The following is a 25752-nucleotide window of genomic DNA, read 5'->3' as shown; positions in this document are numbered from 1 at the left end:
CCTGAGCACCGCCACCAACGGATACTCACAAGTCTGTATCGCGACGATCGGCGCCACGGGTGCCGCCGTCACGTTTACATACGACGGCGTCGGAATCACGTCGGGTATCTCAATTGGTACGGTTGACGTCGGCGTTACGTCATATGTCAAAATAACGCAGTACGTGAGTGCGGCTTCCAACCCGAACAACCCAGCCTTCACGGTCCAGGACGGAGCGATCGAAGGCGCGGTCATTCAGATCGGAATCCAATCCACGAACACCCAGACCTTGCGGCTTTCCAACGTTAACGTTGCGGGCTCCATCGGAACGGGCTCCGGAACGCTGGCGGCGGAAGACGCAATCGGTCAGATCGACTACGCGTTGAACCAACTGCTGACGCAGCGCGCGTTGCTCGGCGCCGTGATCAACCGGTTGAACGAAGACGAAGACAACAACAACATCGCTTCGGTCAACCTGACGGCCTCGGCCTCGAATATCACCGACCTCAACGTCGCAGGGGCGACCACCGAATACACCAAGCTTCAACTCTTGGTGCAGGTCGGAACGTCGGTTTTGGCGCAATCTAACGCCAACGCGGACTCCGTCTTGGCTCTGTTCAGGTAGGGATCTACCAAGAACGAGGGGCGGGCCCGCTGAGGCGGGCTCGCCCGTCGGTCCCGAAAGGAGGCGGTTGACGACATAAAAGCCCACGGATAAAACTGAATAAGATCTTTTCGCAACATCTTTAGGAGGATGTTCCGTGCTCGTACTGCGGGCGCGGATCAAGGAGGAAAAGATAATATGCCAGGAATTGGTGGCCTCTCTATTGCTACCAACCTACTTGCCAATGCCGTCACGCTCGACCTGAATCGCAACCAGGATCGGCTTCAGACGGTAGTAACGCAACTTTCGAGTGGTCTCCGGATCAACACGGCCGCAGATGATCCCTCGGGATTGGCAATCGCGACTCGCTTAAACGCACAAGCTCAAGCGTTCGATACGGCGAGTCAAAACGTCCAGGACATGAACAACGCGGCGACCGTAGCGGACGGCGCTCTGCAGACCGAGACCGACATTCTGCAGCGCATTCGCAACCTAGCAGTTGAAGCGTCCTCAGACGTTACGTCGGACAACGACAAGTTGAGTCTGCAAGCGGAAGTCTCGCAGCTATTGCTCGAGGTCAACCGCATCTCGCAAGACACCAACTTCAATGGAGCATATCTGCTGAGTGGCTCAAATGAGGGCTTCACGCCGCAGATTAACTTCAACGCGGTTATCTACTCGAACTCGGTTCTTGGCGCAGCGTCAGGCACTCCGGGCGTCAATAACCTGCTCATCGCGAGTACGACGTACTCGGTGACGAACAACACGTCACTGGACGGGACGCTCGAACTGCAAGTCGCACAATTGGGTCCGACACAGCAGGGCGTCATCTTCTCGTTCCTGAGCACGGCAACGAGTGGGTATCAGCAAGTCTGCATCGCGACGGTGTCCGGCGGCGCGACAGTCACCTTCACGTACGACGGCGTCCAAGTCACCACCGGTATCTCGATCGGTACGGTTGACGTCGGCGTCACGTCATATATCAAGGTCACCCAGTATGTCAGCGCAGCTTCTAATCCGAATAGCCCCGCGTTTACAATCCAAGACGGGGCAGACGAAGGGGCGGTGATCCAGATCGGAATCCAAGCTACCAACACCCAGACACTTCGTCTTTCCAACATCAACGTCGCGGGCTCTATCGGTACGGGTTCCGGGACGCTGGCAGCGGAAGACGCGATCGGGCAAATCGACTACGCCCTAGACCAGCTCCTCAATCAGCGGGCACTCCTCGGTGCCACGGTCGTCCGGCTGAACGAGGACGAGGACAACAACAACATCGCCGCGGTCAATCTGACCGCGTCGGCGTCGAACATCACGGACCTCAACGTCGCAGGGGCGACGACCGAATACACCAAGCTGCAAATCTTGGTGCAAGTTGGTACCTCGGTTTTGGCGCAAGCCAACTCGAACGCCAACTCGGTTTTGCCGCTCTTTCGGTAACATCTCGGTGACCGCACCCGGGGCTTCCACGTCGACGGATAGCCCGTAAAGGGGTAGGAGCCGGAGCGGGCCCGCTGAGGCGGGCCCGCTTGCTCCGTCTCAAGCCGGCGGCCGCGGCTTCCGATGAATCTATGAGAGAGGTTCATCATGGCCACCGATTCGTCACGCCCCGCAGAGGCCGAAGCGCCGACCCTGCTTTTTGGTATTCCGCAGCCGCCTGACGAGCATCAGCAGCTTCCTGAGGGGATCAGCCTGTGCATGATCGTCAAGAACGAGGAGCGCTTCCTCGAAGCGTGCCTTCGCAGCGTCGAGGGGATCGTCGACGAGATCAACATCATCGATACCGGCTCGACGGACCGGACGCTGGAGATCGCGGCCAAATTCGGCGCCAGAATCGAGCACCGCGAGTGGCGTAGCGACTTCTCATGGGCCCGCAACGAGGCGCTCGGGATGGCGACCAAGCGCTGGACGCTGGTTCTGGACGGCGATGAAGAGATCGCTCCCGAATCGCGCCGGCGGCTTCTCGACTTGCGGACGGTCCCGTCATTCCTGACGGTGCTCTACTGCCGCATTCATAACGACACGACCGAGTACGGTGCGTCGACGATGATGTCGCACAGCCTTCCGCGCATCTTTCCGACGACGTCGCGCATCCGCTATCGCGGCCTGATTCATGAGACGCTCGTCGTCGATGAAGGTGAGACGAAGGCGACCGCCGTCATCTCGCCGATCCGCATTCTGCACCGGGGCTACACGCTCGAGATCATCGGCGCGAAGAAGAAGGACGATCGCAACGCGCCTCTCTTGGAGCGCGCGACGATTGAAAATCCTGAAGACTCATTCTCTTGGTTCAATTACGCGAACTACTTGCTGGGCCACGATCAGTACGACGAGGGCATCAAGACCATGGAACGCATGGTCGAGATGGAGCGCGGCAAGGACATGCGCGGCTACATTCCACTCGGCTACGTGTTCTTGGCGGGAGCCTACGCCTCTCAGCGCAACGATTTCGAGCGCGCTTTGGCGACGATTGACGAATGTCTGGAGCGCGCGCCCGGCTACGTTCTTGCGATCTATTGCAAGGCCGAGATCTTAGCGCGAGCCGGACGATTTGAGGACGCGCGCGAGTGGTTCAAGAAAGCCATCGCAACCAAAGGACTCGAAGATCGATACAGCGTCGTCGACGAAGAAATTTCGCTCTGGAAGGCGCAATCCAATATCGCCGCCACGTACTTGAATGAGAACAAGTTCGAAGAGGCGATTCCCTGGCTCGAAGAAGCCCAGCGCAACAAGCCCGACATTTGGATGGTACAGGAGCGCCTGGCGTGGGTCTTCGAGACCTGCAAACGCTACTTCGATGCTGAGATCGTGCTTCGCGGAGCGTTCGAACGCGAGAAGAACGACCAAACCATCACGGCCTATGTAAATTATCTCGTGCGCCGTCAGCGCATGACACGCGCGCTCGAAGTGATTGAAGAGGCGCTCGAGCGCGTCGACGAGCAAATGACTTCATCGCTTAACGTTGCCGCAGCGATTATCGTGCGGCGTGCCAAGTCGGCCGATCCGGTGCCGTATCTGCGTACGGCGCTAGAGCGCGCTCCCGGGAACGGGCTTGCGCTGGGGATGCTCGAGGAAATCTATCGCGAGCAGGGAGACGAGGTCGCCGTAGCGCGGTTGCGGCGCGACGAATTCGAAGCGCCGCTCGTTGCCGCGGACGATTTCTTGCGGCGCTCGCATCGCCTATTGGAAGAGGGGCGCGTTGCGGAAGCAGCCGTCGTCGCCGAAGAAGGGCTGATTAAATCCCCGAACAACGCCGCTTTGCGATTCAATCTCGGCCTCGCGCTCGCGCAGGTCGATGGCGAGACGGATCGCGCAATCCACATGCTCGGAATGGCGCGAATCGGTGAACGGAGAGTCGTCGAGACGGCAACCTTCTTGCGCGCATCGCTTATGGAGCGCAAAGGAAACCTCGACGACGCCCTCCGGGTTCTCGACGAAGTCTTCGGAGAGGCGCCGGTTCATGAGGACGCGCTCCTGTTACGTGCGCGACTCCTCGAGGCTTTGGGACAAATGCTTCCCGCCGAAACGATGCTGCGTTCTGCGATGGGGGTGGGACGCAAGCGCGTTGGCGTCGAGCTCGCAGCCTTGATGTTGCGGCAAGGCCGCTATGCGGAAGCCAGCGGCGTGGCCAGCGAGGCAATGGCGACGGCCTGACATGGACGTTGCGGTCCTGTTTCTCGGTGCGCCGAACCTCTCGTCACGACGAAGCGTTCCGCGCGACATGCCGGTGTTCGAAAGCAGTCCGGAAAACGTGCTTGCCGCAGTGGCTGCAGTCGATGCACGGCAGCTGCTGGTCGTGGAGCCACAAGGTTACGCCGGACCCAACACATATGCAGCCGCACTGAGCCTCAACGCCGACGGTGGAATCCTCGGCGGCTGCCAGCTCGAGGCGGACGGCACTCGGCGCTTTGGTGCGGTTTTCGCTTCGGTCCGATTCGGACCGTATGATGTCGAGCCGTTCCCTCTTATCGATCCGCGCGGAAAAAATGCTTTGCAGCAGCCGCAGCGTAACGCGATCGACGTCGTTTGCCCGGGAGTCTATCTCGTCGATCGTGCCGCTCTCATCGAGGTCGGCGGAATCGATCCGAAGCTCGAGACACCGTGGCGGGTCTACGATCTGTGCATGCGCATGCGAGCCACCGGTAAGAGCGTGCGCTGGGATCCACGCCTAACGTTTTCCGTGGAGATCGGCGTCGTTCGCCCCATCGAGGCGGTCGACCGCCGGAATTTCATTCGCCGCTGGAGCAACGCGCTCGCGCCGCGTTTCGATCTGGAAACTCCCGTACGCGGCGCAATTCGACGAACGGTGCGGACGGCACTGGGCCAACGCGAGGTCGTCATGGTCGCGTTGCCGGCGACGGAAGTCATTCTTTACGGCGACGGTCCGCTTTCGCCGAACGCGCTTCGCTCGACGATACGCGCACAGCGCGTCAGCATTACCGATGCACGCGGTGAGGATCCGCGTTCGATGAAGGCGTTGCGCGATGCGCTCGGCTCGCGCGCCGATCGTTATGTCGCGCTTGTCGACTCCACCAAAACGCCGCCTGCCGGTTGGCTCGAGCGGATGCTCGTCCAGCTAGAGTCACGGCCGAACGTTCGCGGCGTGCGCGAGGAAAGTTGCGCACTGCTGGCCGTCTCACGCATTCCGTTTGATATGAACCCGCCGCAGCACGAAGCTTCGGTGGTGCGCGCCGTTGACCGATTGCTCGGACCGCGCGCGCCGGCCGGTCGAAAGCTCTCGATCGTCATGGTTGCGCATGCGCGTGCCGACATTCACCGCACGTCGTTTGAAGGTATCTATGGCGGTCAGCTGGATGTCGATTACCATGCGGTGGTTAGCGCCGCGAAGCCCGACGTGATCGCACTTTTGAAAGCGCATGCGACGCTCGACGTGCTCGTCGACGAGTCGCGCGGCATGGCCAAAGGCATCAACACCGCGTTGGCGCGCTCGACCGGCGAGATCGTCATCGTCATCGGCGACGATTTCTATCCGCCGCCCGGCTGGTTCGACATCGTACGCGAAGCATTCGGGCTCAGGCCCGAGATGGGTATGCTCGGGTTCAGCTCTGTTTTCGTCCAAGGCTCGCAGTGCGTCGATCTGGCGTATGCAGACATCAAAGCGTTCAAGGCGCTCGCGGAGCAACGCCGTGCAACGATGGCACGCGATGCAAAATTGACGGACGGTCTTACAGCACTCGATTTCGCGATCGATGCGCGTGCGCTCAAGTCCGTCGGTGGCTTCGATCCGAAACTCGGCGCGGGACGCTTTGGGGTCGAAGACTTGAGCCTGCGCGTCCGGCGTGCCGGATACGAAGTATATGTTGCCGACGATCTGTTTCTGCATCACTTCGAGCGTGAGATGGCCGAAGCGTTGCTGGGCGATCCGCAAGATGAAGCGCGCAACGCACGCATCTTCAGTGACAAGTGGAAGACGCGGCCGGATTACGTTCCGGCTCGCGACGCCGTAGCGCTCGCATGAGATATCACCTGACGCACCATGAGCTCGCGATCTGCTTCGGCAGTGCGCCCATTGCGGAGATCGCAGCCCCCGAGACGCTCGTCGCGGCGCGGTTCGAGCCGGTCTTGCGTGGTGACAAAGGCAGCGCGACGCTCGATCTGCACTTTTCGCGCGAAGGCAAGCACGCGAGCGTGGCGTGTATCGTCGTTGACGTTGCGATGCTCGAAGCACGCGAACGCGATCCGCTCGTATGGCCGGAATCGATTCGTTCATCCGGTATCGACGACGCCGCAATTGCTGCGCGCGTCGAGCCCTGGCTCGCGGAGCTGCTCGCGCAGGGAAGTTGTACGCGCGAAACCTGGAAGATATTCGGTGACGAATCGGAAGAAGCGCGCTTCATGCGCGCGCGCGAGGCCGGTTTCCTCGGTGCCGCGCCGCTCGAAGACGTCGCGCGTCGTGCCGCACCGTTTGTCTACGCACGGCGGCTCATTCGCAGCCGCGACGTCGTGATCGCTTCACGCGACGCTGCCCTTGGAGCGACGTTGCTTGCGAGTTATGCGCGCCGCGTACGGATCGAGGGCGACGACGCTCTCGGGATCGCGTGGTACGGACCGGCGATCGAACCGGCGGATTCCGACGTCCTGATCGTTGACGGCGAGCATCGTGCAAATTCCGAGGCACGTGAAGCCCGCGTCGTGATCGACCTGGATTGCGCGAGCGACGGTTTCCGCATCGCGGTTGCGGAGTCGATTCCGCTCGATAGTCTCCTCGATTTCACGCAGATCTCCGGCGCTGATTCAGCCTTCTCAGTCGAGGTACGTTCGCCGCGGTCGCTGCCCGAGCCGAATTTGCCCGCACGCGACGCGGTCGGCGGTTCGACTGGGCGAATTCTGTTCGTGCTGCGGCGCGGCGCGCGACGATTCGGCGGCGCCGACGTCGATCACGCCGAGGCGATCGCGAGTGCGATGCGTGACGAAGGCTTTACGGCTGGCGTCGTTGATGATTTGAACGAGATCGCGGAGTTCCAGCCCGATCTAATCCACGCGATCGGACTCGCGGATGCGGGCGCAGCAGCTGCCGCTCAGCGTGCGGCCGCATCGCGCGGCATTCCCTTCGCAATCCATCCCTTGTACGATGCAGCCGGACTTGGCGGATACTGGGGCGCGACGGTGACGCCGTATTGTTATCGTTTCAACCAAGATGAAGCCAGCGTTGCGCATCTGCTCGGACTGATGCGGGATCGGCGGCTTGCGCTCAACGAGATCGTTTGGGGGATGCCGTTTCATCCGACCAACGCACGTTGGGAAGATGAGGTTCGTGCGGTGCTTCGCGCCTCCGATGCCATCTACGTTGGTGGCGACGACGAGCTCGAGGCGATTCGAAACTTCGGCGTTCAGACCGAAATCTTCAGCGTTCCACCGCCCGTTATGCCGGCATTAGAGGCGGCCGCGATCGACGCGCTCGTCGGCAGCGAACCGTACTTGTTGCTGCACGCGCCGTTCGAGTCGACGCAAAATCAAATTCAAGCCGTTCGCGCAGCGCAGATCGCCGAGCTTCCACTCGTACTCGCCGGACCGATAGCAGACGCGGGATACGCCTCGCTCGTGCGCTCCTTCGCCGGCGACCGGACGGTCGTCTTGGGCGAGCCGGACGCCGCGACCCTCGAGGGTCTTTATCGCGGGGCAGCGGTTTACGTCGACGTCGCTTGGGTTGGTTGTGGACTCGCGCGTGCCGCTCGAGCGGTTTCACGAGGCGCGGGCCTGGCGATCTCAGCGCGGCTTCCGGCCGTCGATCTCGGCGCCGGTGAATTTCTCTGCGTCGTCGATCCTGGGGATGTCGAAAGCATCGCGCGAGGTTTTGGTAATGCTTGGTACCGCCGTCAGGAAGAAGCTGGGAAATTCGAGGGAATTCGCGCGGGTTTCAGCGAGCGAGCTGACGTGCGCGAGGTCACACGCTCCATCGTCGTCGGGTACGTCCAGGCTCTCGAACGGCGGGAGCAACTCGTTGCGCTGTAAAATGTAGATGCAGCCTGTCCGATATATCTCTAGGAGGGACCCTTTTTTACATGGACGTGTTCAGGCTGAATTTCCTATTTACGCTCGGAGGTCCTAACTAATGTCAGGACTTTCAGGCGTCGGCTCATCTACGAGTTCGACCCAGACCGGAACGCTCGGCAACGCTGCGCCGATTTCGTTCCCCGGTATCGCTTCGGGTATCGACTACAACGCAATTATCGAGAAGTTGACCTCGCTCACGCTGGCACAAAACCAGCCGTTGACTGCCGAGAGCAGCACGCTCGCGTCTGCAAACAAAGAGCTACTCAAGATCAGCGGGTTGGTCCAACAGGTCCAGCAAGCGATCATGCAGCTCGGCGATCCCTCCCTGTTCAATTCGTTTGCTGCGACCGTTAGCAATGGGGCCTTCGCATCGGCGCAACAGATTTCGGGCCAGACGCCTCAGCCCGGCACGACGACGATTCTGTCGCAAACGCTTGCGACCTCGACGCAGCTCTCGAGCGACTCGGCGGCGAACAAGGCTGTCGACGTCACTCAGACGCTCACCAATGCCGGATTCCAGATCACGCCGAGCAACGGCTCCGGAAGCTCAGGCGGAAAATTTACCGTCAACGGCACGCAGCTTTCGTACGACGCCGGCACCGATACGGTCAACGGCGCTCTTCCCGCAACCTCGATCGTCTCGATGCTGAACGGCATCAGCGGCATCAAGGCGAGCTTCCAAAACGACGAGTTGACGATTACGTCGACCGGCAGCCCGCTCTCGCTCGGCTCGGCATCGGATTCCGGAAACCTCGAGCAAATCTTCAAGCTCGACACTGCCCAGATCGTCGGGGGTCAAGAAAGCACTTCGACGACCGGCGGCGTGACGGCAACTGATACGCTCGGCGGCGACGGCGCGACCGACGCAACCGGTACGCTGACGATCAACGGGAACGCTATCGCCTACAACAGCGGCGAGACCGTCCAGCAGCTGATGAACTCAATCAACGCGGTTAGCGGGTTGAGTGCTTCGATTCAGGGTGGGAATCTCGTCATCGCGACGACCACCGGCGCGGCGCTGACGATCAACGACAGCAACGGTGACGCCGGCAGCTTCATGCTCGGCTTCAACGGTGGAATGGGAGCTGCGACGACCTATCAATCGGTCACGTCGTCAGCACCGGTCGGCGGTATCAATCCGAACGTTTCGCTGAATCTCGCCAACAGCACGACGGCGCTCAACAGCGGGACGACGTTTAGCATCAACGGCGTTGCGTTCACGATCAATCCGGCGACGATGAACCTGCAAGACGTGATCAACATGATCAACGCCTCGAATGCTGGCGTTACCGCTGCGTGGAACACGACGGCCGGTCAGCTGCAGCTCGTTGCCAAAGCGACCGGACCCCAAAGCATCGTCCTGGGCTCGCCGAACGACACGAGCAACTTCCTCCAAGCCTTCGGCCTGACAACAGCAGGAGCGACGACGCAAACGGGCCAGCAGGCCTCGGTTACGTATCAGACAGCGTCCGGCGGAACAGCGACGATCTACAGCAACAGCAATGCGATCACGAACATCATTCCGGGCGTGACGCTGACACTGCAGCAGAGCACGACGTCCGCGAATCCTTACACCGTTACGGTCGCGGCCAGCAATACGAACCTCATCAGCGCGATCAACACGTTCGTATCGACGTACAACGCTGCGATCAATGAGATCAACAGCTCAACGACGCCGCCGGTCGTCCAGACGCAAGCTCCGGGTACGCCCTTAACGTCCGGCACGGCGACTTCCAGTCAAGTCGTCCCGGGCGGCGTGCTGTTTGACAACTCCTCAGTTCAAGAACTGAAGGATCAGCTTACCAATCTCGTTTCAGGGCTCACCCAAACGGGATCGTCGTCGTATAACTCGTTTGCTTCAATCGGCCTTTTGCTCGACTCGAGCATTGCGGTTATCACGAGCGACTCGACTTCCGGCTCTGGCGACTCGAATGATTCGGACGACACCGGCGGACTCTCGACCCAGACGTTCGATGGAACGAGTGGAAAACTACAAGCACTCGATGCCGTAACGTTTGATGCAGCCATGGCAGCAAACCCGGCCGCAGTGCAGAGCATGTTCACCGGCACGAGCGGCATACTTTCGCAGCTCGGCACGTATCTTACATATGTCACGGGCTCACCGACGCAACTCGGCCCGAACGGCAACTTCCTCGGCAATGCGCCGGACGTATCGTTGCTGCAAGGAATCGAGAACACGAACTCGGCGCAGATCGACTCGATCAATCAGCAGATTGAATCGGTCAACGATCAGGCGACGGCGCAGGCCAACCAGCTACGCGCGCAGTTCACGGCGTCGGAGACGATGATCGCGCAGCTGCAGCAAGAGCAGGCATCGCTCTCGAGCATCCTCGGAACGTCCTCGACGTCGTCGACCTCGAGCTGATCTCGTGACGCCGCAAGAGCTCAAGTATCTCGAGACGTCTCTAACGACGGCTCCGAAAGAGGAGCTGATTCTGCGCGTTTACGACGCGTTGATCATGTTCGCTCGTCAAGCCGTCGATCGTCTTTACAACGATCCGGGAGACATCCAGACGATACACAATCTCTTGCTGCGGGCGCAGCGTGCGTGCATCGAGCTGATTTCCTCGCTCAATTTCGATCTCGGCGGTGACCTCGCGACGAACCTGAACCTCGTGTACGCATACTGGCATCGCGAGCTGGTGCGCGGGAACATGGAACAAGACCCGACGCGCATCGAGAAAATTCTTCCCGACATCATCGACTATCGCAAAACGTGGGCGGAGGCAATCAAGGAATGGCGCAAGCAACAAGCCGCAGGCGGAGAGGAGCTCGGCGATGAGTTCGCAACGACCGCTTAGCGAGCGCCTCGCGGTGCTTTTGGACGAGTTCGAAGAGCAATGCGCGCAGGCCGAAGTCGCGCTTCGGGGCCGGCAATGGCAAGCGCTCGAGCGATTCATCTCGGATCAACGCCGTACGCGTCAGGCCATCGTCAACGAGCTTGCGGCTGAAAACGCAGCGGTTCAAACGATGCCGGACGTCTTCGGCCGTTTGCAGGCGATATTCACGCTTCGCAACGACCAGATTCGGAGGCTCAACTCGTATCGAACCGAGGTCAGCCGCCGTTTGCAAATCACGCGCAAATGGAAAGATGCGGCGCGCTCGGCGCGGCGCGGCATGGGCCCCTCGCCCGTGCTATTTTCGAAGACGCAGTAGACTACTCCACGCTTAGATAGTCAAACGTCACCGCGCGATGCTCTTCGTTACCGCGCGGTAACGACTCGTCAGCTGCGATCAAGGCTTCGCCGCTCGGCGTTTGCACGTACATACGCGGCCGAGCAGTAACGCTAGGATCCTCCCACTGCGCGGGAGCGAATTGCTGGCTCTTCCGGTCGAAGTGCCGGCAACGTACGCCGGCGTGAAGCCGCACGCGGTGCCCCGCCCCGCGAAGCCGTTCGCAGAAGAGATAGTCCTCGTCGGCGACCCATACGCGCCGGGCTTTGCGTTGCACGAAGATGTGCGCGGAGAGAAATGGACGCGATAACGCGGCCACCGCTGAAAGCCGAATCACGACGCAACCGAATCCGACACCGTCGACGACGACGGCCGAGTCATCGAATGCCGGGATAAGCGCAGTCGTCGTGTCCTCTCCGGACCAATTGTCGACGGCCATCGGACGCAGTCCGTCGCGGCTATAATAGAGCGCGCCGACTAGGGCAGTCTGGGCATCTTCGTTGAGCGCGCTGACCATCTGAGCGAGCGCGTCGGGTGGAAACTGAATGTCATCGTCGATCATTGCAAGCACCTCGAAACCGCGTGAGAGTGCTTCGTCAAAGAGCAGTTCGCGTTGCGCCGGAATGAAGTTGCCGGCAACCAGACATCGATCGAAATCGACGCAGCCCGGCGGTAAGACCAAGGCGGCGAGGCTTTCAAGAAACGGTGCAGTCGGAGACCCCGCGGACGGTAAGCCGAGAAGAAGCCTCACTCGCTCTCGGTGATCGTCCCTCTGATCGCCTCGATAACTGCGCGAGCCGCCGCGTCGAGCTGCGTTGTTGCGGCACGAGTCGGATCCAGGCGGCGATCGAGTTTCATGCGCGTTCCGAACGCAACGAATGCAAGGCGCGCTTGCAGAGCGTACGCGTTCAATGCGGATTTGACGGCTGCAGCGGCAGGCCCACTATCGTCGGCCAGCCCTTGCGCGCAGAATGTCAGCGTTACGAGACGAAGCGCAAGCCAGCGTGCCAGGGGCCGATCGTACGCGTTGCGGGCTTCAGTGAGACGCTGCGCGTCGAGTGGCGCGCTCAGAAGTGCGGCGCCCGAAATGCGAGTCGATTGCGGATCGACGAAACGAAGCATTGCGTGATCGATCTCGAGCGCCGGTGGCGAGCCCGTGGTCTCCTCGAGCGGAAGCGGCTTTCCTAAGCGGGCTGCGACTTTCAGTCGTCCGAGCAGCGCAGCTTCGCGATCGATGAACGCCGCAAGACCAAGCGGATCGCTTCCGTCCCCGGCGGTTGCAACGGCGAGCAGATTCGTGAAAACGAAATGCGGCAAGAGCCCGAGCGGCGCTTCGAGCAAACGCTCGACGAAGCTTAAATCTCCCGGACGAAGCGTACGGTACAACCTTTCGCGCGGCGGCGCGATCGGAGCCGGTTCGACGACCGGCGGCGCGGGCGAGGTCGAGATCGCGCTGAGTATCGCGGTCTCTTGAATTTCTTCTTCGGTCGTAAGCTCGTAGAAGGGCGCTTCGACGTCTTCGTGCGTGGTGGGGACGCGGTCGAGGCGCGACACGGCTTCCGCGACGTCGGTGCGAAAGGCGCCCGACATTTTGCCGCGTTTCAGAACCAGTGGACGTGCGGCGACAATGGGAACAGCAGCCTGCACGCTGGGTGAAACGATGATGTCGGTGGTGCCCGCGAGGACGTCCAGCTTCCATGTGATCGCGTTGCGTCCGGCGGCGACGATGCGGCCGATTTTGAGCCCCTCGCCGAAGAGCGCATCGGTGCTGTCGTCAGCGTCACGTCCGTCGTGTTTGAGAGAACCGGTCCGATAGGCGCATCCCGAGGGGATCGGGGCCGCGACGGTGATGGAGTCGGCGTTTTCGATGCCGCCGTTGTTGAGGACGATCGTAACCGTCACGACCGCTCCCGGAACGAGTCCGTCCGCCGGCCACGCCGTGACCGCGACGTCGAGCCGCGCTCCGTTGCGATCGATCGTCGCCGCAGGGGCCATCGAGGTTGGGCTCTCGCGGGTGCGGCTCCAGGTGGCGTTCGTGGTAACGGCCGACGGGGAAGCACCAAGCTCACGGCGGCGATGCTCGAGTAAGCGCCGTTCGGCGCTCTGTGATAGCGCCTCGTAATCCATCTAGACGCCTATCCGCCGCGTGTTGAAAAACCGCATGAAGCCCCCGATCCGGCGGCCTGATTCCGTGACCGGAATGCGCGCCTCGGGAATTCCACCGGCGACGACCGGGACGGGCTCTGGAATCGGCAGCGGCGCGCGCTCGACCAGAGTTGGCGGCGGCGCGATATCGCGGCGCGTGACGGCCAGGCCACGGTCGCGGGCTGCAAGGAGCGCCTGCTCTTCGAAAACTCGGCTTTGGCCGTGGGCTGCGGCCTCTTCCATCGCACCGCGTGCGACGCGAATCAGGCGGCGCGGAAGTCCGGCTGCCGCGCGTACGACGATATCAAGGGCACCCTCGGTGAAGATCGATTGCGGGTCGCGAGCGCCGGCCCGCACCAAGCGGTGAAGGATCAGCGCCCGGGCGGCCTGTTCGTCAAGCGGTCCCAGACGGATCCAGCCGTCGACGCGGTCGTAGAGATTGCGTTGCCCGAGAATCCGCGGCTCAAGCTCGCTCTGTCCGAACAGGACGAGATTGATGAGCTTGCGCTGCGGGATGTCAAAGTTCAGAAGAAGACGGAGCGTCTCGATGCTCTCGGGAGCCAGCGTTTGCGCCTCGTCGAAAAACAGAACGACGGTGCGGCTCTCGAGAACGGCCGTATCAAAGAGAAAGTTCTTCAGCGCGTTCTTAAGGAATGCGGGCGTTCTCGCGGGCAAACCGAGGCCGAACGCGCGACCGACGGCGAGCAAGAATTCGGTCTCGCTCGTAAAGTGCGGGTCAAGAATCTTTCCCAACAGGACATCGTCCCGTACGAGAAGGGTAGTCTCGACCGCAAGCGCGAGGCTTGTCTTCCCGGAGCCCGGATCGCCGATCACGACCGTGAGGCCACGCGACTCGTCGATGGACGAGAGCAGCTTGGCCTTGGCTCGCGCGACTGCCGGCATCTCCCAGAAGAAATGCGGATCAGAGGTATCGAGAAACGGATCTCTCTCGAGACCGAAGCGTTGGAAGGCCCTTGACATGCCGCGCCCATATTTAGCCGGTCCTCGTCCAAACTCTTCGTCCCGAGCCTGAAATCTATACTAAGTCTGTGTTAACTGCGAGCCGATACCAGGTATGCGATGGCTCACAGCCCTGTGTGCAGGTTTTGCCGTGCCCAATTGCGTGTGGTCTTCGTCGATTTGGGGATGTCGCCGCTCGCTAATCGTTTTCTTTTTGAGGGCGAGTTGCAGAAGATGGAATCGTTCTATCCGCTGCGGGCATACGTTTGCGAAAACTGCTTTCTCGTGCAGCTCGAGGCGTTTGCGTCGCCGCAAGCGATCTTCGGCGACTACGCATATTTTTCGTCATATTCGTCGACCTGGCTCGAGCACGCGAAGAGTTTTGCGGATGTGGCGATCGACCGGCTTTCACTCGGCTCGAAACATTTCGTGCTCGAAGTTGCCTCGAACGACGGCTATTTGTTGCGGTGGTTTCGCGATCGCGGCGTCGGCGTGCTCGGGATCGAGCCGGCCGGGAACGTTGCGGAAGCGGCGCTGGGCGAAGGCATTCCGACGCGCGTTGAATTCTTCGGGGTCGAGAGCGCGAAACGTTTAGTAGAAGAGGGCTACGCGGCTGATCTCTTGGTCGGAAACAACGTGCTCGCGCACGTTCCGGACTTGCGCGATTTCGTCGGTGGCTTGGCGCTCGCCGTCAAACCGGGCGGAATGATCTCCGTCGAGTTTCCGCACCTCTTGAATTTGATCGAACGCTGCCAATTCGATACGATCTATCACGAGCATTTTTCGTACTTGAGTCTAACGACCGTGCGACGCATGTTTGCTGAACACGGCTTAACCGTCGTCGACGTCGAAGAAATCTCCACGCACGGTGGATCGCTGCGCGTCTGGGCGATGCGGGCCGATTTGGCCAAAGCTCCGACTCCGCGCGTTGCGGAATTGATCGCACGCGAGATCGCTGCTGGTCTGGATCGCGTGCACACGTACGAGCAGTTCTCGACCTCGGTGATGCAATGCAAACATGCCTTGCTCGAATTTCTGATCGGAGCGAAACGCGCCGGACACTCGGTCGCCGGTTACGGCGCGCCGGCCAAGGGCAATACACTGCTCAACTACTGCGGCGTTCGAGGCGATTTCATCGACTATACCGTCGATCGTAATCCGCACAAAGTCGGACGTTATTTGCCGGGTACGCACATTCCGATTCATGCCGTCACGCATATCGCCGAAACGAAACCGAACTACGTGTTGATCTTGCCCTGGAACCTGCAAGACGAGATCGCCGACCAAATGAGTTTCATCCGCGATTGGGGCGGGCGGTTCGTCACCGCGATACCGCGCACGGTCGTTCACGAATGACGGCGGGATGAAACCGCTCGTCCTCTGGGGCGCGACGGGGCAAGCGGTCGTCCTGGCGGAGTTTGTTTCCCGTCTCGATTTCGAAATCGTCGCGCTCTTCGACAACGATCCGGCCGCGCGGTCCCCACTCTCAGGCGTCGAGCTCTTTGCGGGAAGCGATTTCGAGAACAGGCGCCCGGCATTCGGCGCGGCGCTGCACGCGCTCGTTGCAATCGGAGGCGAGCAAGGTGACGCACGTCTCGAGATTGCGGATCGTCTCGTCGCAGCAGGCGTCACCCTGGCGACGGTCGTGCATCCCGCCGCCTACGTCGCAAACGACGCGACGCTCGGCGCCGGCGCACAAATTCTCGCAGGCGCGGTCGTGTGCGCAGGCGTCGCCATCGGCCGCTGCGTCATCGTCAATACGAAAGCGAGCGTCGATCACGAATCGAGCGTCGGAGACGGTGCGCACATCGGGCCGGGAGCCTCGCTGGCCGGCTGTGTCGAGATCGGCGCACGCGCGTTCATTGGAACCGGTGCGTCAGTCTTGCCCAGAATCGCAATCGGAGAGGATGCGCTCGTCGGCGCCGGGGCAGTCGTTACGCGCGACGTCCCGGCCAGGGCGGTGGTGGCGGGAAATCCAGCAAAGTTGCGCCGATACCGTTAGTATGCCCGAGCAAATTCCCGTCTTCGTGCCGTGCGTCGGCATCGACACCCTCAAGCACATGACCGATGCGCTCGACGTCGGGTGGCTCGGCATGGGTGCGACCACCAAAGAGTTCGAGGAGCGCATCGCGACCTTCTTGGAGCTGAACGACCGTTACGTCGTGGCAACCAACACCGGAACGTCCGCGCTGCATCTGGCCATGCTCCTTGCCGGTATCGGACCCGGCGACGAAGTGCTGACAACATCGTTCAACTACGTCGCCGATCACCAAGCGATCCATCTCGCCGGTGCCGACGTTGTGATGTGCGATATCGAGGACGAGACGTGCGGCATCGACGTCGCCAAAGCGGAAAGGTTGATTACGCCTCGGACCAAGGCGATTCTACCGCTTCACTTCGCAGGGATTCCATGCGACCAGGACGGCGTGTACGGGCTCGCGCGCCGTCACAATTTGCGCGTCATCGAGGATGCGATGCACGGGTTCGGCACGCGCATACGTGGCCGGCGGATCGGCAGTTACGGCGACATCGCGTGCTTCAGCTTCGATCCCGTGAAGCTGGTGACGTCGATCGACGGCGGTTGCATCATCGTCAATACGCCGGATGAGGTCGAGCGTCTACGACGCTATCGATTCTTGGGCGTCGATAAAGAAACGTCCGAGCGCTACAAGAATCAACGCGCGTGGGAATACGACGTCGTGAGCGAAGGCTTCCGGTACCACCTCACCAACATCATGGCGAGCGTCGGCGTTTCGCAAATCAAGCGCGCCGAAGAATTCATCGAGTCACGCGCTGCCGTTGCGCGCCGTTACACCGAAGCGTTCAAATCGATCCCTCAGCTGCGCGTTCCGAATTCCGATTTCGACGGCATCTCGCTCTTCATTTATAGTCTGCGCGTGCTGGGCGGCGAGCGCGAAGCACTGATCGAGCATCTGCGGGCACGCAACATCGCGACGGGGATTCATTTCCTCCCGGTCCATCAGCACACGTTCTTCCGCGATGCGCGCCGCGGCAACATGTCTGTCACGGAAAAGGTCGCCGACGAAGTACTTACGATCCCGTTTCACTCGAACATGCGTGAAGAATTCATCCAGCGCGTGATCGAGGGCATCGTTAGCTTTTTTAGCGGGAAGCGAGCGCAACGCGGTTCTGAGCGCACGGCAACGACAGTTGCGCACGCGTAAGGGCGCGTAGATCGTCGCCGCCGCGCCAGGCCGCGTACCAATCGGCCGTTGCGGCGACCGCGGCCTCGAAATCGAAGTGCGGTGTCCATTCCAACTCTGCTCGGGCGGCGCTGGAGTCGAGCGCAAGAAATGTCTTTTCCGTAAACGCCGGCGCCTCGAGCTCGAGGCGGCACGCGCTATCGTAGCGAGCAAGAAAGCGTTCTGCTAACATGCCGACGGAAACGTTGGCGCCGGCGGCGGGGCCGAAATTCCAAGCGCGCGCGAGCGCGCGATCGGCGCTTAACCGCTGCGCGAGAAGCGCGTAGCCGGCGACAACGTCGGCGACGTGCTGCCACGGACGGACTGCTGCGGGATAGCGTAGCACCGCGGGCTTGCCGCTCGTGGCTGCACGCACGAGATCGGGGATCAAGCGATCTTCGCTCCAATCGCCGCCGCCGATAACGTTGCCGGCGCGCGCCGTCGCAAGATGTACTCCGTCTCCGAAATAGGATGCACGATACGATGCAGTGACGATCTCGGCGCAGCCTTTGCTCGCGCTGTATGGATCGTCGCCACCGAGCGGATCGTTCTCGCGCATCGCACGCGGTTCTTTATTCGCATAGACTTTGTCCGAGGTGACGACAACAACACTTTCGACCGACGGCGTTTTCCGGATGGCTTCCAAGAGAAGCGCTGTACCGAGCACGTTGGTCGTAAGCGTGTCGATGGGCTCGTGGAAACTGCGGCGTACAAGCGGCTGCGCCGCCATGTGCACGATCATTTGCGGTCGTGCCGCAGCGACCGCCCGCCCTAGGCGTTCCCCGTCACGAATATCGCCGATCTCTTCGCGGACGCGCTCACCTATGCGGAGCAACTCGTATGCGGATGGTCGCGTCTCGGGCGCGAGGGCGTAACCGGTAACGTCGGCGCCGAGCTCGCACAGGAGCAGAGCCATCCAACTTCCCTTGAAACCGGTGTGGCCGGTGAGGAAGACGCGACGGCCCCTCCAAAAACTCACGTGCGCACCGCCCGCTGGCGTAGTCGCGTTCCGGCTGCGACGCGATAAAAATCCGGCAACGCACTTGGCGAGCGGCTGGCTTTCGGATGGTTTGCGCTCAGGAGCTCGAGATCGACGAGCATCTCGCGTCGCAGCTCAACTTCCGTTTCGTCGTCCGGCCCGGGCCATGCGGCATAAAGTGCTTGCGCTGCGGCGAGTAGGGCGCCGAACGGAATATCACGATCCGGCCAGGTCAGCATCGTGCGAATCTCGACTTCGGAATCGAGCGGTGTAATCGGGGTGGCGTTTTGCAAGCGAAGTGCAATCTCCCAATCTTCGAAGACGGGCAGCTGCTCGTGGAACGGGCCGATCTGATCGTACATTTCCATGCGAAACGCCAGCGTGTCGAGCGGTACGACCGAGGCAACGCGCAGCATCGACATGTCGGGCCAGCCGTGCAGGTCGCGCCACAGATCCAAACGGCGGCGGTTCGGCATCTCGCCTTGGAGCTGATCGATTGCAATTGCTGCGCGCGCCGCAGTAATCTCGACACCGTCACGCTCGAACGTCGCTGCCAAGGTTTCGAGATGCTGCGCCGGCCAGACAGTCCCCGCATGCATGAACGCGAGCACGTTGCCGCCAGCGATGCGAAGCGCTTGATTCAAACGTGCGCCATCGTGACCGATCGTAATCAGCTGCAGAGTCTTGATCCGGCCGCGCGGGTCACATTGTCGCGCCAGGGGTGCCCACGAGTGTCCCGGCAGCTGGACGACGAGCGCCTCCCAGTCCTCGAACGTTTGCGCTACGAGTGAGCGTAACGTTTCCTCGAGAGGCGTAATGTATTTTCCGGCGAGGATAACGATCGTCGGACGGCTTTTCCGCGGACGCTCGCGGTTGCGTTCTTTCACTCCTGTCAGGTAATCCATGGCGTTCCGCACGTCTGCGACAAGCTCGGCATCGTCAGCCAGCTGTGCATTATGTTTTGCGCCGTACGTGAATGCGCCCGCGATGTGCTGCGCGATGCGCTTTTCGTATCCGGCTATGCGCGGCTCGTTTTCGGGAGAGACGTACTTGCGGACGAGGTAGATCTGTTCTCGCACGTCGAGGCCGGTCGCAAAGTTGTTCTGGATGCCGCTGAGCTGTTCGCTGTGGAGCCTGACGCCAATGACCGGCTCCGGGTCGTACGCAAAACGCACGCCCTGTCCCGCCCAACGAATGACGATTTCAAAATCCGCAGCTTGAATCGTGTCGTCGAGTAGACCGAACCGCGTGTAGAGATCGCGCCGCATGAGCATCGTAGGGAAGCACATGTAACATCCCATGCTCAGCAGCGACGCCAATTCGTTGCGCCCGCCGTCATAGGCGAAAACCGGCTGCCCCGGCATCTGTCGGACGCCGCTGAAATTGCCACCGGCGTCGGTGAGATACGCGCCCGCGTAACGAACATCGATATCCGGATGCGTGCTGAGATACTCGTACGACCGCGAGATAAAGCCAGGCAGCATGAAGTCGTCGGCCGACAGGAACGCGATGTACTCCCCACGCGCCATTTCGAGAGCGGCGTTGTGATTGGGGACCATCCCGATGTTCTCGGGGTGCCGATGGTAGCGCAAGCGTCGATCGCTCGAGAACGTCGCCACCAACGGCTCGGTCGCGTCGCTCGAAGCGTTGTCGACGACCAGAACTTCGAGGTTGGGATAGTCCTGGCCGAGGGCGCTGCGAATGGCGTCTCCGACGTAGTGCGCGTAGTTGTACGTCGTGATGATGATGCTGATCAGCGGAAGGCGCATCTCCCTTGGAGTATCGGCACTGCGCCAAGGCGTCCTGGCGGATGGGGAAAGGAGAGTCCTTGCACACGAGTCTTGCAACGGACCAGCTGGCTACTTATCTCGAGGCTCAGCTGAACGGGATGTTCCCCGACGGCCGCGTGGTCGAGGTGAGGGATGTCGTTCGCCGCGCCCTCGTGCGTGTTGAACAAGCGTTCGCGCACATCGTCTTACCGGGCTACAGGCGGGACGGGCAACCGGTCTTTTCGCATTTGCACGGCGACCAGTATGCGTCGTTCCTCTACTTTGCGGCACATGCAGCATGGTCCGAGCGCGAGAACGAACCGCTTGCGAGCAAGCTCTTCCTTCTGAATAAAGCGCTCAACGGGATCGTGATCATGTACGACACGATCTTGCCGGAGGTGTTCGTCCTGATGCATACGGTCGGGACAATGCTCGGCAAGGCCAACTACGGCAATTATCTCGTCGCCGCGCAGAACGTGACCGTCGGCATGGATCGCGGCGAGATTCCGACTTTTGGAGAGCGCGTCGTCCTGTACGGCGGGTCGGTCGTCATAGGAAAAGCGTCGATCGGCAGCAACGTCACGGTCGCAGCCAACACGACCGTCCGCGGCGAGAGGGTCCCTTCGGGCAGCGTCGTGGCCGGTGCCTCACCCGATCTCACGGTCAAGGACGCGAAAAGGGACGTCAGCGCCCTGTATTTTGGCTAAGCCATTCGCGTGCACCGGCCGATAGCTGGGTTGTGAAAGCCGTCATCTTAGCCGGTGGCTTTGGCACGCGCATCAGCGAGGAAACCGGCGTGCGTCCGAAACCGATGATCGAGATCGGTGGAAAGCCGCTGCTGTGGCACATCATGAAGATGTACGGTGTCCACGGCATTACGGAGTTCGTCGTTGCGCTTGGTTACAAGGGGTACCTCATCAAAGAGTACTTCGCGAACTACTATCTGCATACGGCCGACCTGACGCTCGACATCGCGCGCAACTCGATGACGGTCCACCGCAGCGACGCCGAGCCATGGCAAGTCACGCTCGTCGATACCGGAGTCGAGTCGATGACGGGCGGGCGAATCAAACGCTGCCGTCCGTACGTCGCGGATCAGACATTTTGCTGCACGTACGGTGACGGCGTGAGTGACGTCGACATTTCGGCCGTGATCGCGTCGCACCGTAAGAGCGGCGCGCTCGTGACGCTCACGGCAGTGCAGCCGCCCGGTCGGTTCGGCGCGTTGGAATTGATGGGCGAGCACGTCGCTGGTTTTCACGAGAAGCCGCGCGGCGACGGCGCATGGGTCAACGGCGGTTTCTTCGTGATCGAGCCGCGAGCGCTCGATGAGATCGCCGGCGACGACACGATCTGGGAACGCGAACCGCTCGAGCGATTGGCTCGCAGCGGAAAGGTCGGCGTCTATCGCCATGCCGGCTTTTGGCAACCACTCGACACGATCCGCGACAAACAGACACTCGAGGACTTTTGGGCGAAGGGTGCGCCATGGCGACGTTGGTGACGGGGCGTTGGTGACGGCGTGATCTTCGAGGCAACCCCCATTCTCGGCGCGTACGTGGTGAAGCTGGAACGGCACGCCGACGACCGGGGTTTCTTCGCGCGCACATTTTGCGTCGACGAGTTTACATCGGCCGGCCTCGTGACGGCGGAGTTCGTACAGCAAAGCTTGGCGCGAAACATGCGGCGAGGAATTCTGCGCGGTATGCATCTGCAGATCGCGCCTCACGCCGAAGCCAAATACATCCGCTGTGTGCGCGGTAGCATTTTCGATGCCATCTTCGACGTGCGGCCGGACTCGGCGTCATATCGCACGTCGTTCGCCATCGAGCTCAATGCGGAGAACGGCGATGCGCTCTTCATTCCGCCCGGCTGCGCGCATGGATATCAAGCGCTGCAGGATGGAACCGATGTCCTCTACGCGATGAGTAGCCGCTATGCGCCCGACGCCGCGCGCTCGGTCCGCTGGGACGATCCGGAATTGAGCATCGCGTGGCCGATTCGTTCGCCGCTCCTGAGTGGATCCGATGCAAGCGCACCGCTGCTGCGCGAGTTCTTGGTGGAAACTTACGGCTTGGAGCAAGTGTGAGCGCCCCGCTCGTTTCGGTGGTCATCCCGTCCTACAACTATGGACGCTATATCAAGACTGCGGTCGACAGCGTGCTCGCCCAGGACTATCCGAATATTGAAGTCGTCGTCAGCGACAATGCATCGAAAGACGAGACGTCCCGGGTGCTCGCGGCGTACGCGAACGATGCGCGCGTGCGCGTGCACGTGAATCCTCGCAACATCGGCCTGACCCCGAACATCAACAACGGGATAACGTTGGCGCGCGGCGAGTTCGTCACGATGCTTTCCGCCGACGACTTCCTGCTCCCGGGGCATACCTCGCGCTTAGTCGCGCTCGCGCAAGCATACCCCCAGACGGCGTTCGTGTACGGCAATTCATACTTCGCGGAAGAGACCGGCGTCCCGCATTCGGTGCGCAACGTCTACGGGCAGGTCGCGGCCCGCTATGCCGAGGGGCGAAACGAATTCGCCTGGTTGTTCATGACGTGCTACATGTGTTTGCCGACGATCCTGTTTCGTAAAGCGGTCCTCGAGCGATATGGATTGTTTGATGCCACGCTCGACATCGCGTCGGATTGGGAGATCTGCATGCGTTTGGCGCACGGTGGCGAGCAGTTCGCCTACACGCCGGTACCGGTGGCTGGGGTGCGCCAACACGCCGCTCAGCGGTCAGCCGCGGCGTACACACATTCGGGCGACGAGCTCCGCGAATCGCTCGAAATCGGCGAACGCTACGCGACGACCGAGAATGCACCGCGGTTCCGCGGATTCGAGAAACGCATGCGGATGCTCGTCGGTGACCGTTTGGCGCGCCTGCGCGAGACCAATCCCGATCTTTTCGTAGAGCTCGAGCCGCGAGCGCAATCGTTTGCCCATCGGTTGGATGAGTTGCGCTCGCAGCGCAGCCCCATCCGCGAGCCGAAGATCAGCGTGATCGTTACGAGCAGCGGCCGAATCGTTTCGCTGCGGCGAGCTCTCGGGTCACTCCAGGCGCAGTCATATCCGAATTGGGAAGCAATCGTCGTGCAAGACGCCGGAGCGGACGTCGAATCGTTCCTGCGGATGCTGCCGCTCTCGAACCATATCCGCTTTGCGCGAACCTACGATCGCTTAGGGCCCGCATCGGCACGTGAAACGGGATGCATGCTGATAAGCGGTGATTTCGTCGCGTTTCTGGATGAAGACGACGAGTTCGATCCGACGCATTTACAGTCACTCCTCGCGCTGACTCTTGACGGCAAGTTGGCGGCCAGCTCTGCGACGCGCCTCGTATGCGACGAGTATTTTCATTCGACGATGTATGCGCGACCGGTTGCGCACAGTGATGAAGCGCTGCCCGAGCGTCCGAGCTCGCAGGATCTCGAGATCGCGCCGTGCATGCCCCTGGGCTCCGTGCTCTTTGCGCGCGAATTGCTCGACAACACGATGGTCTTTCGCGGCCGGTACGGCATCCTCGCCGAATGGGAGATGATGCTGCGAACGCTCGCCCCATCGGGTTGGGCGTCGAGCGGTGAACGAACCTTTGTCGAGCACGTCGCCCTCGGGTTGTCGCGACAAGAGCTTGCCAAACGGTTCGCTTCGTATCCAAAGGCGCTGGCAACCGTCTATGAGGCGCATCCCTCCTCGAGCGACGGTATTGCGGAGCGCCGGCGCGCGCATGAGGCTAACCTCGGCAACCTTTTTGCGCGTGATGCGGCGAGCTTTTTGACGCCCGCGGATTTGGTTGGGCTGTACGCGAATCTCGCCGGCCGCAGCGTCGTCGCCGTCTCGGTATGAGCGATACGTTCACGGTTATCGGTGCCCGGGGTTTTCTGGGCTCTGCGATCGTCGCGCACCTCCGTGCGCGCGGCGACAACGTCATCGAGCGGCGGAGCGACGAATCAGCCACCGGCGATCGCGGACACGTGATCTACGCGTCGGGCGTTGCCTGGGGCGGAGACGAGCGCCATCTCGAATCGTACGAGATTCACGTCGAACGCGCACGGCGCGCCCTCGAATCGGGCGTGCGGGAATCGTTCACGTACATTTCATCGACGCGCGTTTACGACGGTGCTGGATCGACGCGCGAAGACGCAACGCTGTGGATCGAGCCCGCGGCGCGCGGCGCGACGTACAAACACTCGAAGATCGCCGGCGAGACGCTCGTTTTGGGAATCGACGATCCGCGCGTTCGCCTTGTCCGCGCGTCGAATCTGGCCGGACCGCACTTCCGCTCCGGGCTCTTTCTGAGCGACGTATTGCGCGGGGCCGTGCGAGAGGGCGTCGTTCGCGTGCGCACGAGCCGTGAATCTTCGAAAGATTACGTCAACGCCATCGACGTCGCACGTCTGATCGCGCAGATCGCACGCTCGGGAAAGTATCGCATCTATAACATCGCGCGGGGAGAGAACACGACGAACGGAGCGATTCTTGATGCGATCGCCGCAACGAACGGCGCGCGGATCGAAATCGAGCCCGGCTCTCCGACGATTGTGACGCCTCGGATCGACATCCAAAGACTTTCGCAAGAATTCGATCCGCCGCGTCTGCGCGTCGAAGATTCGATCGCCGAGCTGGTCACAAGGTTTGCCGAGGCCGAACTCGCCAGGAACGCTCGCTGATGTCGAATCGATTTCCGATTCCGCGCGACGCGGACTTGATTGCCGCCTCGGCGCGCGATGAAGACGTGCAGGCAATCCGCGCCGGATTCATGTCCAAAGCCTTTGCGTACGGCTATCACCGGAATTTCGAATGGCTTGGCATTCCGATCATCCAGTTGCCCCAAGATATCATCGCGCTCGGTGAGATCATCTGGGATACGTGTCCAACGCTCGTCATCGAAACCGGCGTTGCGTTTGGAGGTGCGCTCGTCTTCTACGCCTCACAGCTCGAGCTGATCGGCGGACGCGGCGAGACCCTCGGGGTCGAGATCGAGATGCGGCCCCAAAACGAACGCGCACTGCTCGAGCATCCGATGTCCAAGCGCATCTCGCTGATCAAAGGCAGCTCGACCGACGAATCGGTCGCGCGAGCGGTTGCCGAGCGCGCGCGAGAGCATGAGCGCGTGATGGTCGTTCTCGACTCGAACCATGCGCACGCACACGTCGCGCGCGAGCTGGAGCTCTACGCCGGTTTGGTGAGTGCCGGCTGCTATCTCGTGGTCTTTGGAACGTCGGTTGCCGATCTTCCCGTGGACTCAGCCTATCAGCGGCCGTGGACGCCGGAGCATAATCCAAAAACGGCGCTGGATGAATGGCTGGCAGCCGGGCAGCCCTTCGAAGTCGATCGCGCGCTCAGCGATCGATTGATTTTAAGCGATGGTCCGGGCGGCTATCTTCGACGGGTGCGATAGGC

General features: G+C 61.3%; 22 protein-coding genes. 17 read left to right on the top strand and 5 right to left on the bottom strand.

Features of this window, described 5'->3' with window-relative positions:
* The 8 genes from VGG22_05940 to VGG22_05905 all read left to right on the top strand — a co-directional run.
* On the top strand, positions 1–604 hold a 604-nt coding region (locus VGG22_05940), incomplete at its 5' end, for a flagellin (GenBank protein ID HEY1727890.1).
* A 177-nt stretch (positions 605–781) separates the two neighbouring features.
* A complete protein-coding gene (locus tag VGG22_05935) occupies positions 782–2023 on the top strand; it encodes a flagellin (GenBank protein ID HEY1727889.1) in 1242 nt (413 codons plus the stop codon).
* Positions 2024–2170: 147 nt separating this feature from the next.
* Positions 2171–4237, top strand: a complete 2067-nt coding sequence (locus tag VGG22_05930) for a tetratricopeptide repeat protein (protein ID HEY1727888.1) — start codon at positions 2171–2173, stop codon at positions 4235–4237.
* A gap of 1 nt (position 4238) precedes the next feature.
* Positions 4239–6062: a glycosyltransferase gene (locus VGG22_05925; GenBank protein HEY1727887.1), complete on the top strand. Its 1824-nt coding sequence runs from the start codon at positions 4239–4241 to the stop codon at positions 6060–6062.
* The gene (locus VGG22_05920; protein HEY1727886.1) at positions 6059–8056 is read left to right on the top strand and encodes a hypothetical protein; all 1998 of its coding nucleotides are present in this window, start codon (positions 6059–6061) and stop codon (positions 8054–8056) included. The genes VGG22_05925 and VGG22_05920 overlap by 4 nt, the downstream gene beginning before the upstream one ends.
* Positions 8057–8156: 100 nt before the next feature.
* Positions 8157–10484: a flagellar filament capping protein FliD gene (fliD, locus tag VGG22_05915; protein HEY1727885.1), complete on the top strand. Its 2328-nt coding sequence runs from the start codon at positions 8157–8159 to the stop codon at positions 10482–10484.
* A gap of 4 nt (positions 10485–10488) precedes the next feature.
* Positions 10489–10920, top strand: coding sequence for a flagellar export chaperone FliS (locus VGG22_05910; GenBank protein ID HEY1727884.1), 432 nt, complete (start codon positions 10489–10491; stop codon positions 10918–10920).
* Positions 10898–11275 carry a hypothetical protein gene (locus tag VGG22_05905; protein ID HEY1727883.1) on the top strand — a complete coding sequence of 126 codons (378 nt, stop codon included), beginning with the start codon at positions 10898–10900 and terminating at the stop codon, positions 11273–11275. The genes VGG22_05910 and VGG22_05905 overlap by 23 nt, the downstream gene beginning before the upstream one ends.
* Position 11276: 1 nt before the next feature.
* On the opposite strand, the gene VGG22_05900 is transcribed toward VGG22_05905, so the two are convergent.
* The 3 genes from VGG22_05900 to VGG22_05890 are packed head-to-tail and all read right to left on the bottom strand — an operon-like array spanning position 11277 to position 14419.
* Positions 11277–12044, bottom strand: a complete 768-nt coding sequence (locus VGG22_05900) for a hypothetical protein (GenBank protein ID HEY1727882.1) — start codon at positions 12042–12044, stop codon at positions 11277–11279.
* Positions 12041–13420: a hypothetical protein gene (locus VGG22_05895; GenBank protein ID HEY1727881.1), complete on the bottom strand. Its 1380-nt coding sequence runs from the start codon at positions 13418–13420 to the stop codon at positions 12041–12043. The genes VGG22_05900 and VGG22_05895 overlap by 4 nt, the downstream gene beginning before the upstream one ends.
* Positions 13421–14419, bottom strand: coding sequence for an AAA family ATPase (locus VGG22_05890; protein HEY1727880.1), 999 nt, complete (start codon positions 14417–14419; stop codon positions 13421–13423).
* 99 nt (positions 14420–14518) lie between these two features.
* On the opposite strand from VGG22_05890, the gene VGG22_05885 reads away from it, so the two are divergent.
* From VGG22_05885 to VGG22_05875, 3 genes are read left to right on the top strand one after another with little or no spacing between them, the layout of a single operon-like run.
* Entirely contained in the window at positions 14519–15754 is a 1236-nt protein-coding gene (locus tag VGG22_05885) for a class I SAM-dependent methyltransferase (protein HEY1727879.1), read from the top strand.
* A gap of 7 nt (positions 15755–15761) precedes the next feature.
* Entirely contained in the window at positions 15762–16400 is a 639-nt protein-coding gene (locus VGG22_05880; protein HEY1727878.1) for an acetyltransferase, read from the top strand.
* A gap of 1 nt (position 16401) precedes the next feature.
* Complete coding sequence (locus VGG22_05875) at positions 16402–17583, top strand: DegT/DnrJ/EryC1/StrS family aminotransferase (GenBank protein HEY1727877.1); 1182 nt, start codon at positions 16402–16404, stop codon at positions 17581–17583.
* On the opposite strand, the gene rfbG is transcribed toward VGG22_05875, so the two are convergent.
* Together rfbG and VGG22_05865 are read right to left on the bottom strand one after the other, a co-directional pair.
* A complete protein-coding gene (gene rfbG / locus VGG22_05870; GenBank protein ID HEY1727876.1) occupies positions 17522–18580 on the bottom strand; it encodes a CDP-glucose 4,6-dehydratase in 1059 nt (352 codons plus the stop codon). The two genes, VGG22_05875 and rfbG, sit on opposite strands and share 62 nt — an antisense overlap.
* Positions 18577–20349, bottom strand: coding sequence for a glycosyltransferase (locus tag VGG22_05865; GenBank protein ID HEY1727875.1), 1773 nt, complete (start codon positions 20347–20349; stop codon positions 18577–18579). The genes rfbG and VGG22_05865 overlap by 4 nt, the downstream gene beginning before the upstream one ends.
* A gap of 59 nt (positions 20350–20408) precedes the next feature.
* On the opposite strand from VGG22_05865, the gene VGG22_05860 reads away from it, so the two are divergent.
* The 6 genes from VGG22_05860 to VGG22_05835 are packed head-to-tail and all read left to right on the top strand — an operon-like array spanning position 20409 to position 25750.
* A complete protein-coding gene (locus tag VGG22_05860) occupies positions 20409–21056 on the top strand; it encodes a hypothetical protein (protein HEY1727874.1) in 648 nt (215 codons plus the stop codon).
* A gap of 32 nt (positions 21057–21088) precedes the next feature.
* On the top strand, positions 21089–21853 hold the full coding sequence (gene rfbF, locus VGG22_05855) for a glucose-1-phosphate cytidylyltransferase (GenBank protein ID HEY1727873.1): 765 nt from the start codon (positions 21089–21091) through the stop codon (positions 21851–21853).
* Positions 21854–21871: 18 nt separating this feature from the next.
* Entirely contained in the window at positions 21872–22438 is a 567-nt protein-coding gene (locus VGG22_05850) for a dTDP-4-dehydrorhamnose 3,5-epimerase family protein (GenBank protein HEY1727872.1), read from the top strand.
* Positions 22435–24195, top strand: a complete 1761-nt coding sequence (locus tag VGG22_05845) for a glycosyltransferase (protein HEY1727871.1) — start codon at positions 22435–22437, stop codon at positions 24193–24195. Before VGG22_05850 ends, VGG22_05845 begins: the two co-directional genes overlap by 4 nt.
* Positions 24192–25019 (top strand): NAD-dependent epimerase/dehydratase family protein, encoded by an 828-nt coding sequence (locus tag VGG22_05840; protein HEY1727870.1) that lies wholly within the window; start codon positions 24192–24194, stop codon positions 25017–25019. Before VGG22_05845 ends, VGG22_05840 begins: the two co-directional genes overlap by 4 nt.
* On the top strand, positions 25019–25750 hold the full coding sequence (locus tag VGG22_05835) for a CmcI family methyltransferase (protein ID HEY1727869.1): 732 nt from the start codon (positions 25019–25021) through the stop codon (positions 25748–25750). The genes VGG22_05840 and VGG22_05835 overlap by 1 nt, the downstream gene beginning before the upstream one ends.
* Positions 25751–25752: the final 2 nt, after the last annotated feature.

This window comes from Candidatus Baltobacteraceae bacterium (assembly GCA_036489885.1).
GTDB lineage: Bacteria > Vulcanimicrobiota > Vulcanimicrobiia > Vulcanimicrobiales > Vulcanimicrobiaceae > JAFAMS01.
This window is presented reverse-complemented; position numbering and strand designations above follow the sequence as displayed.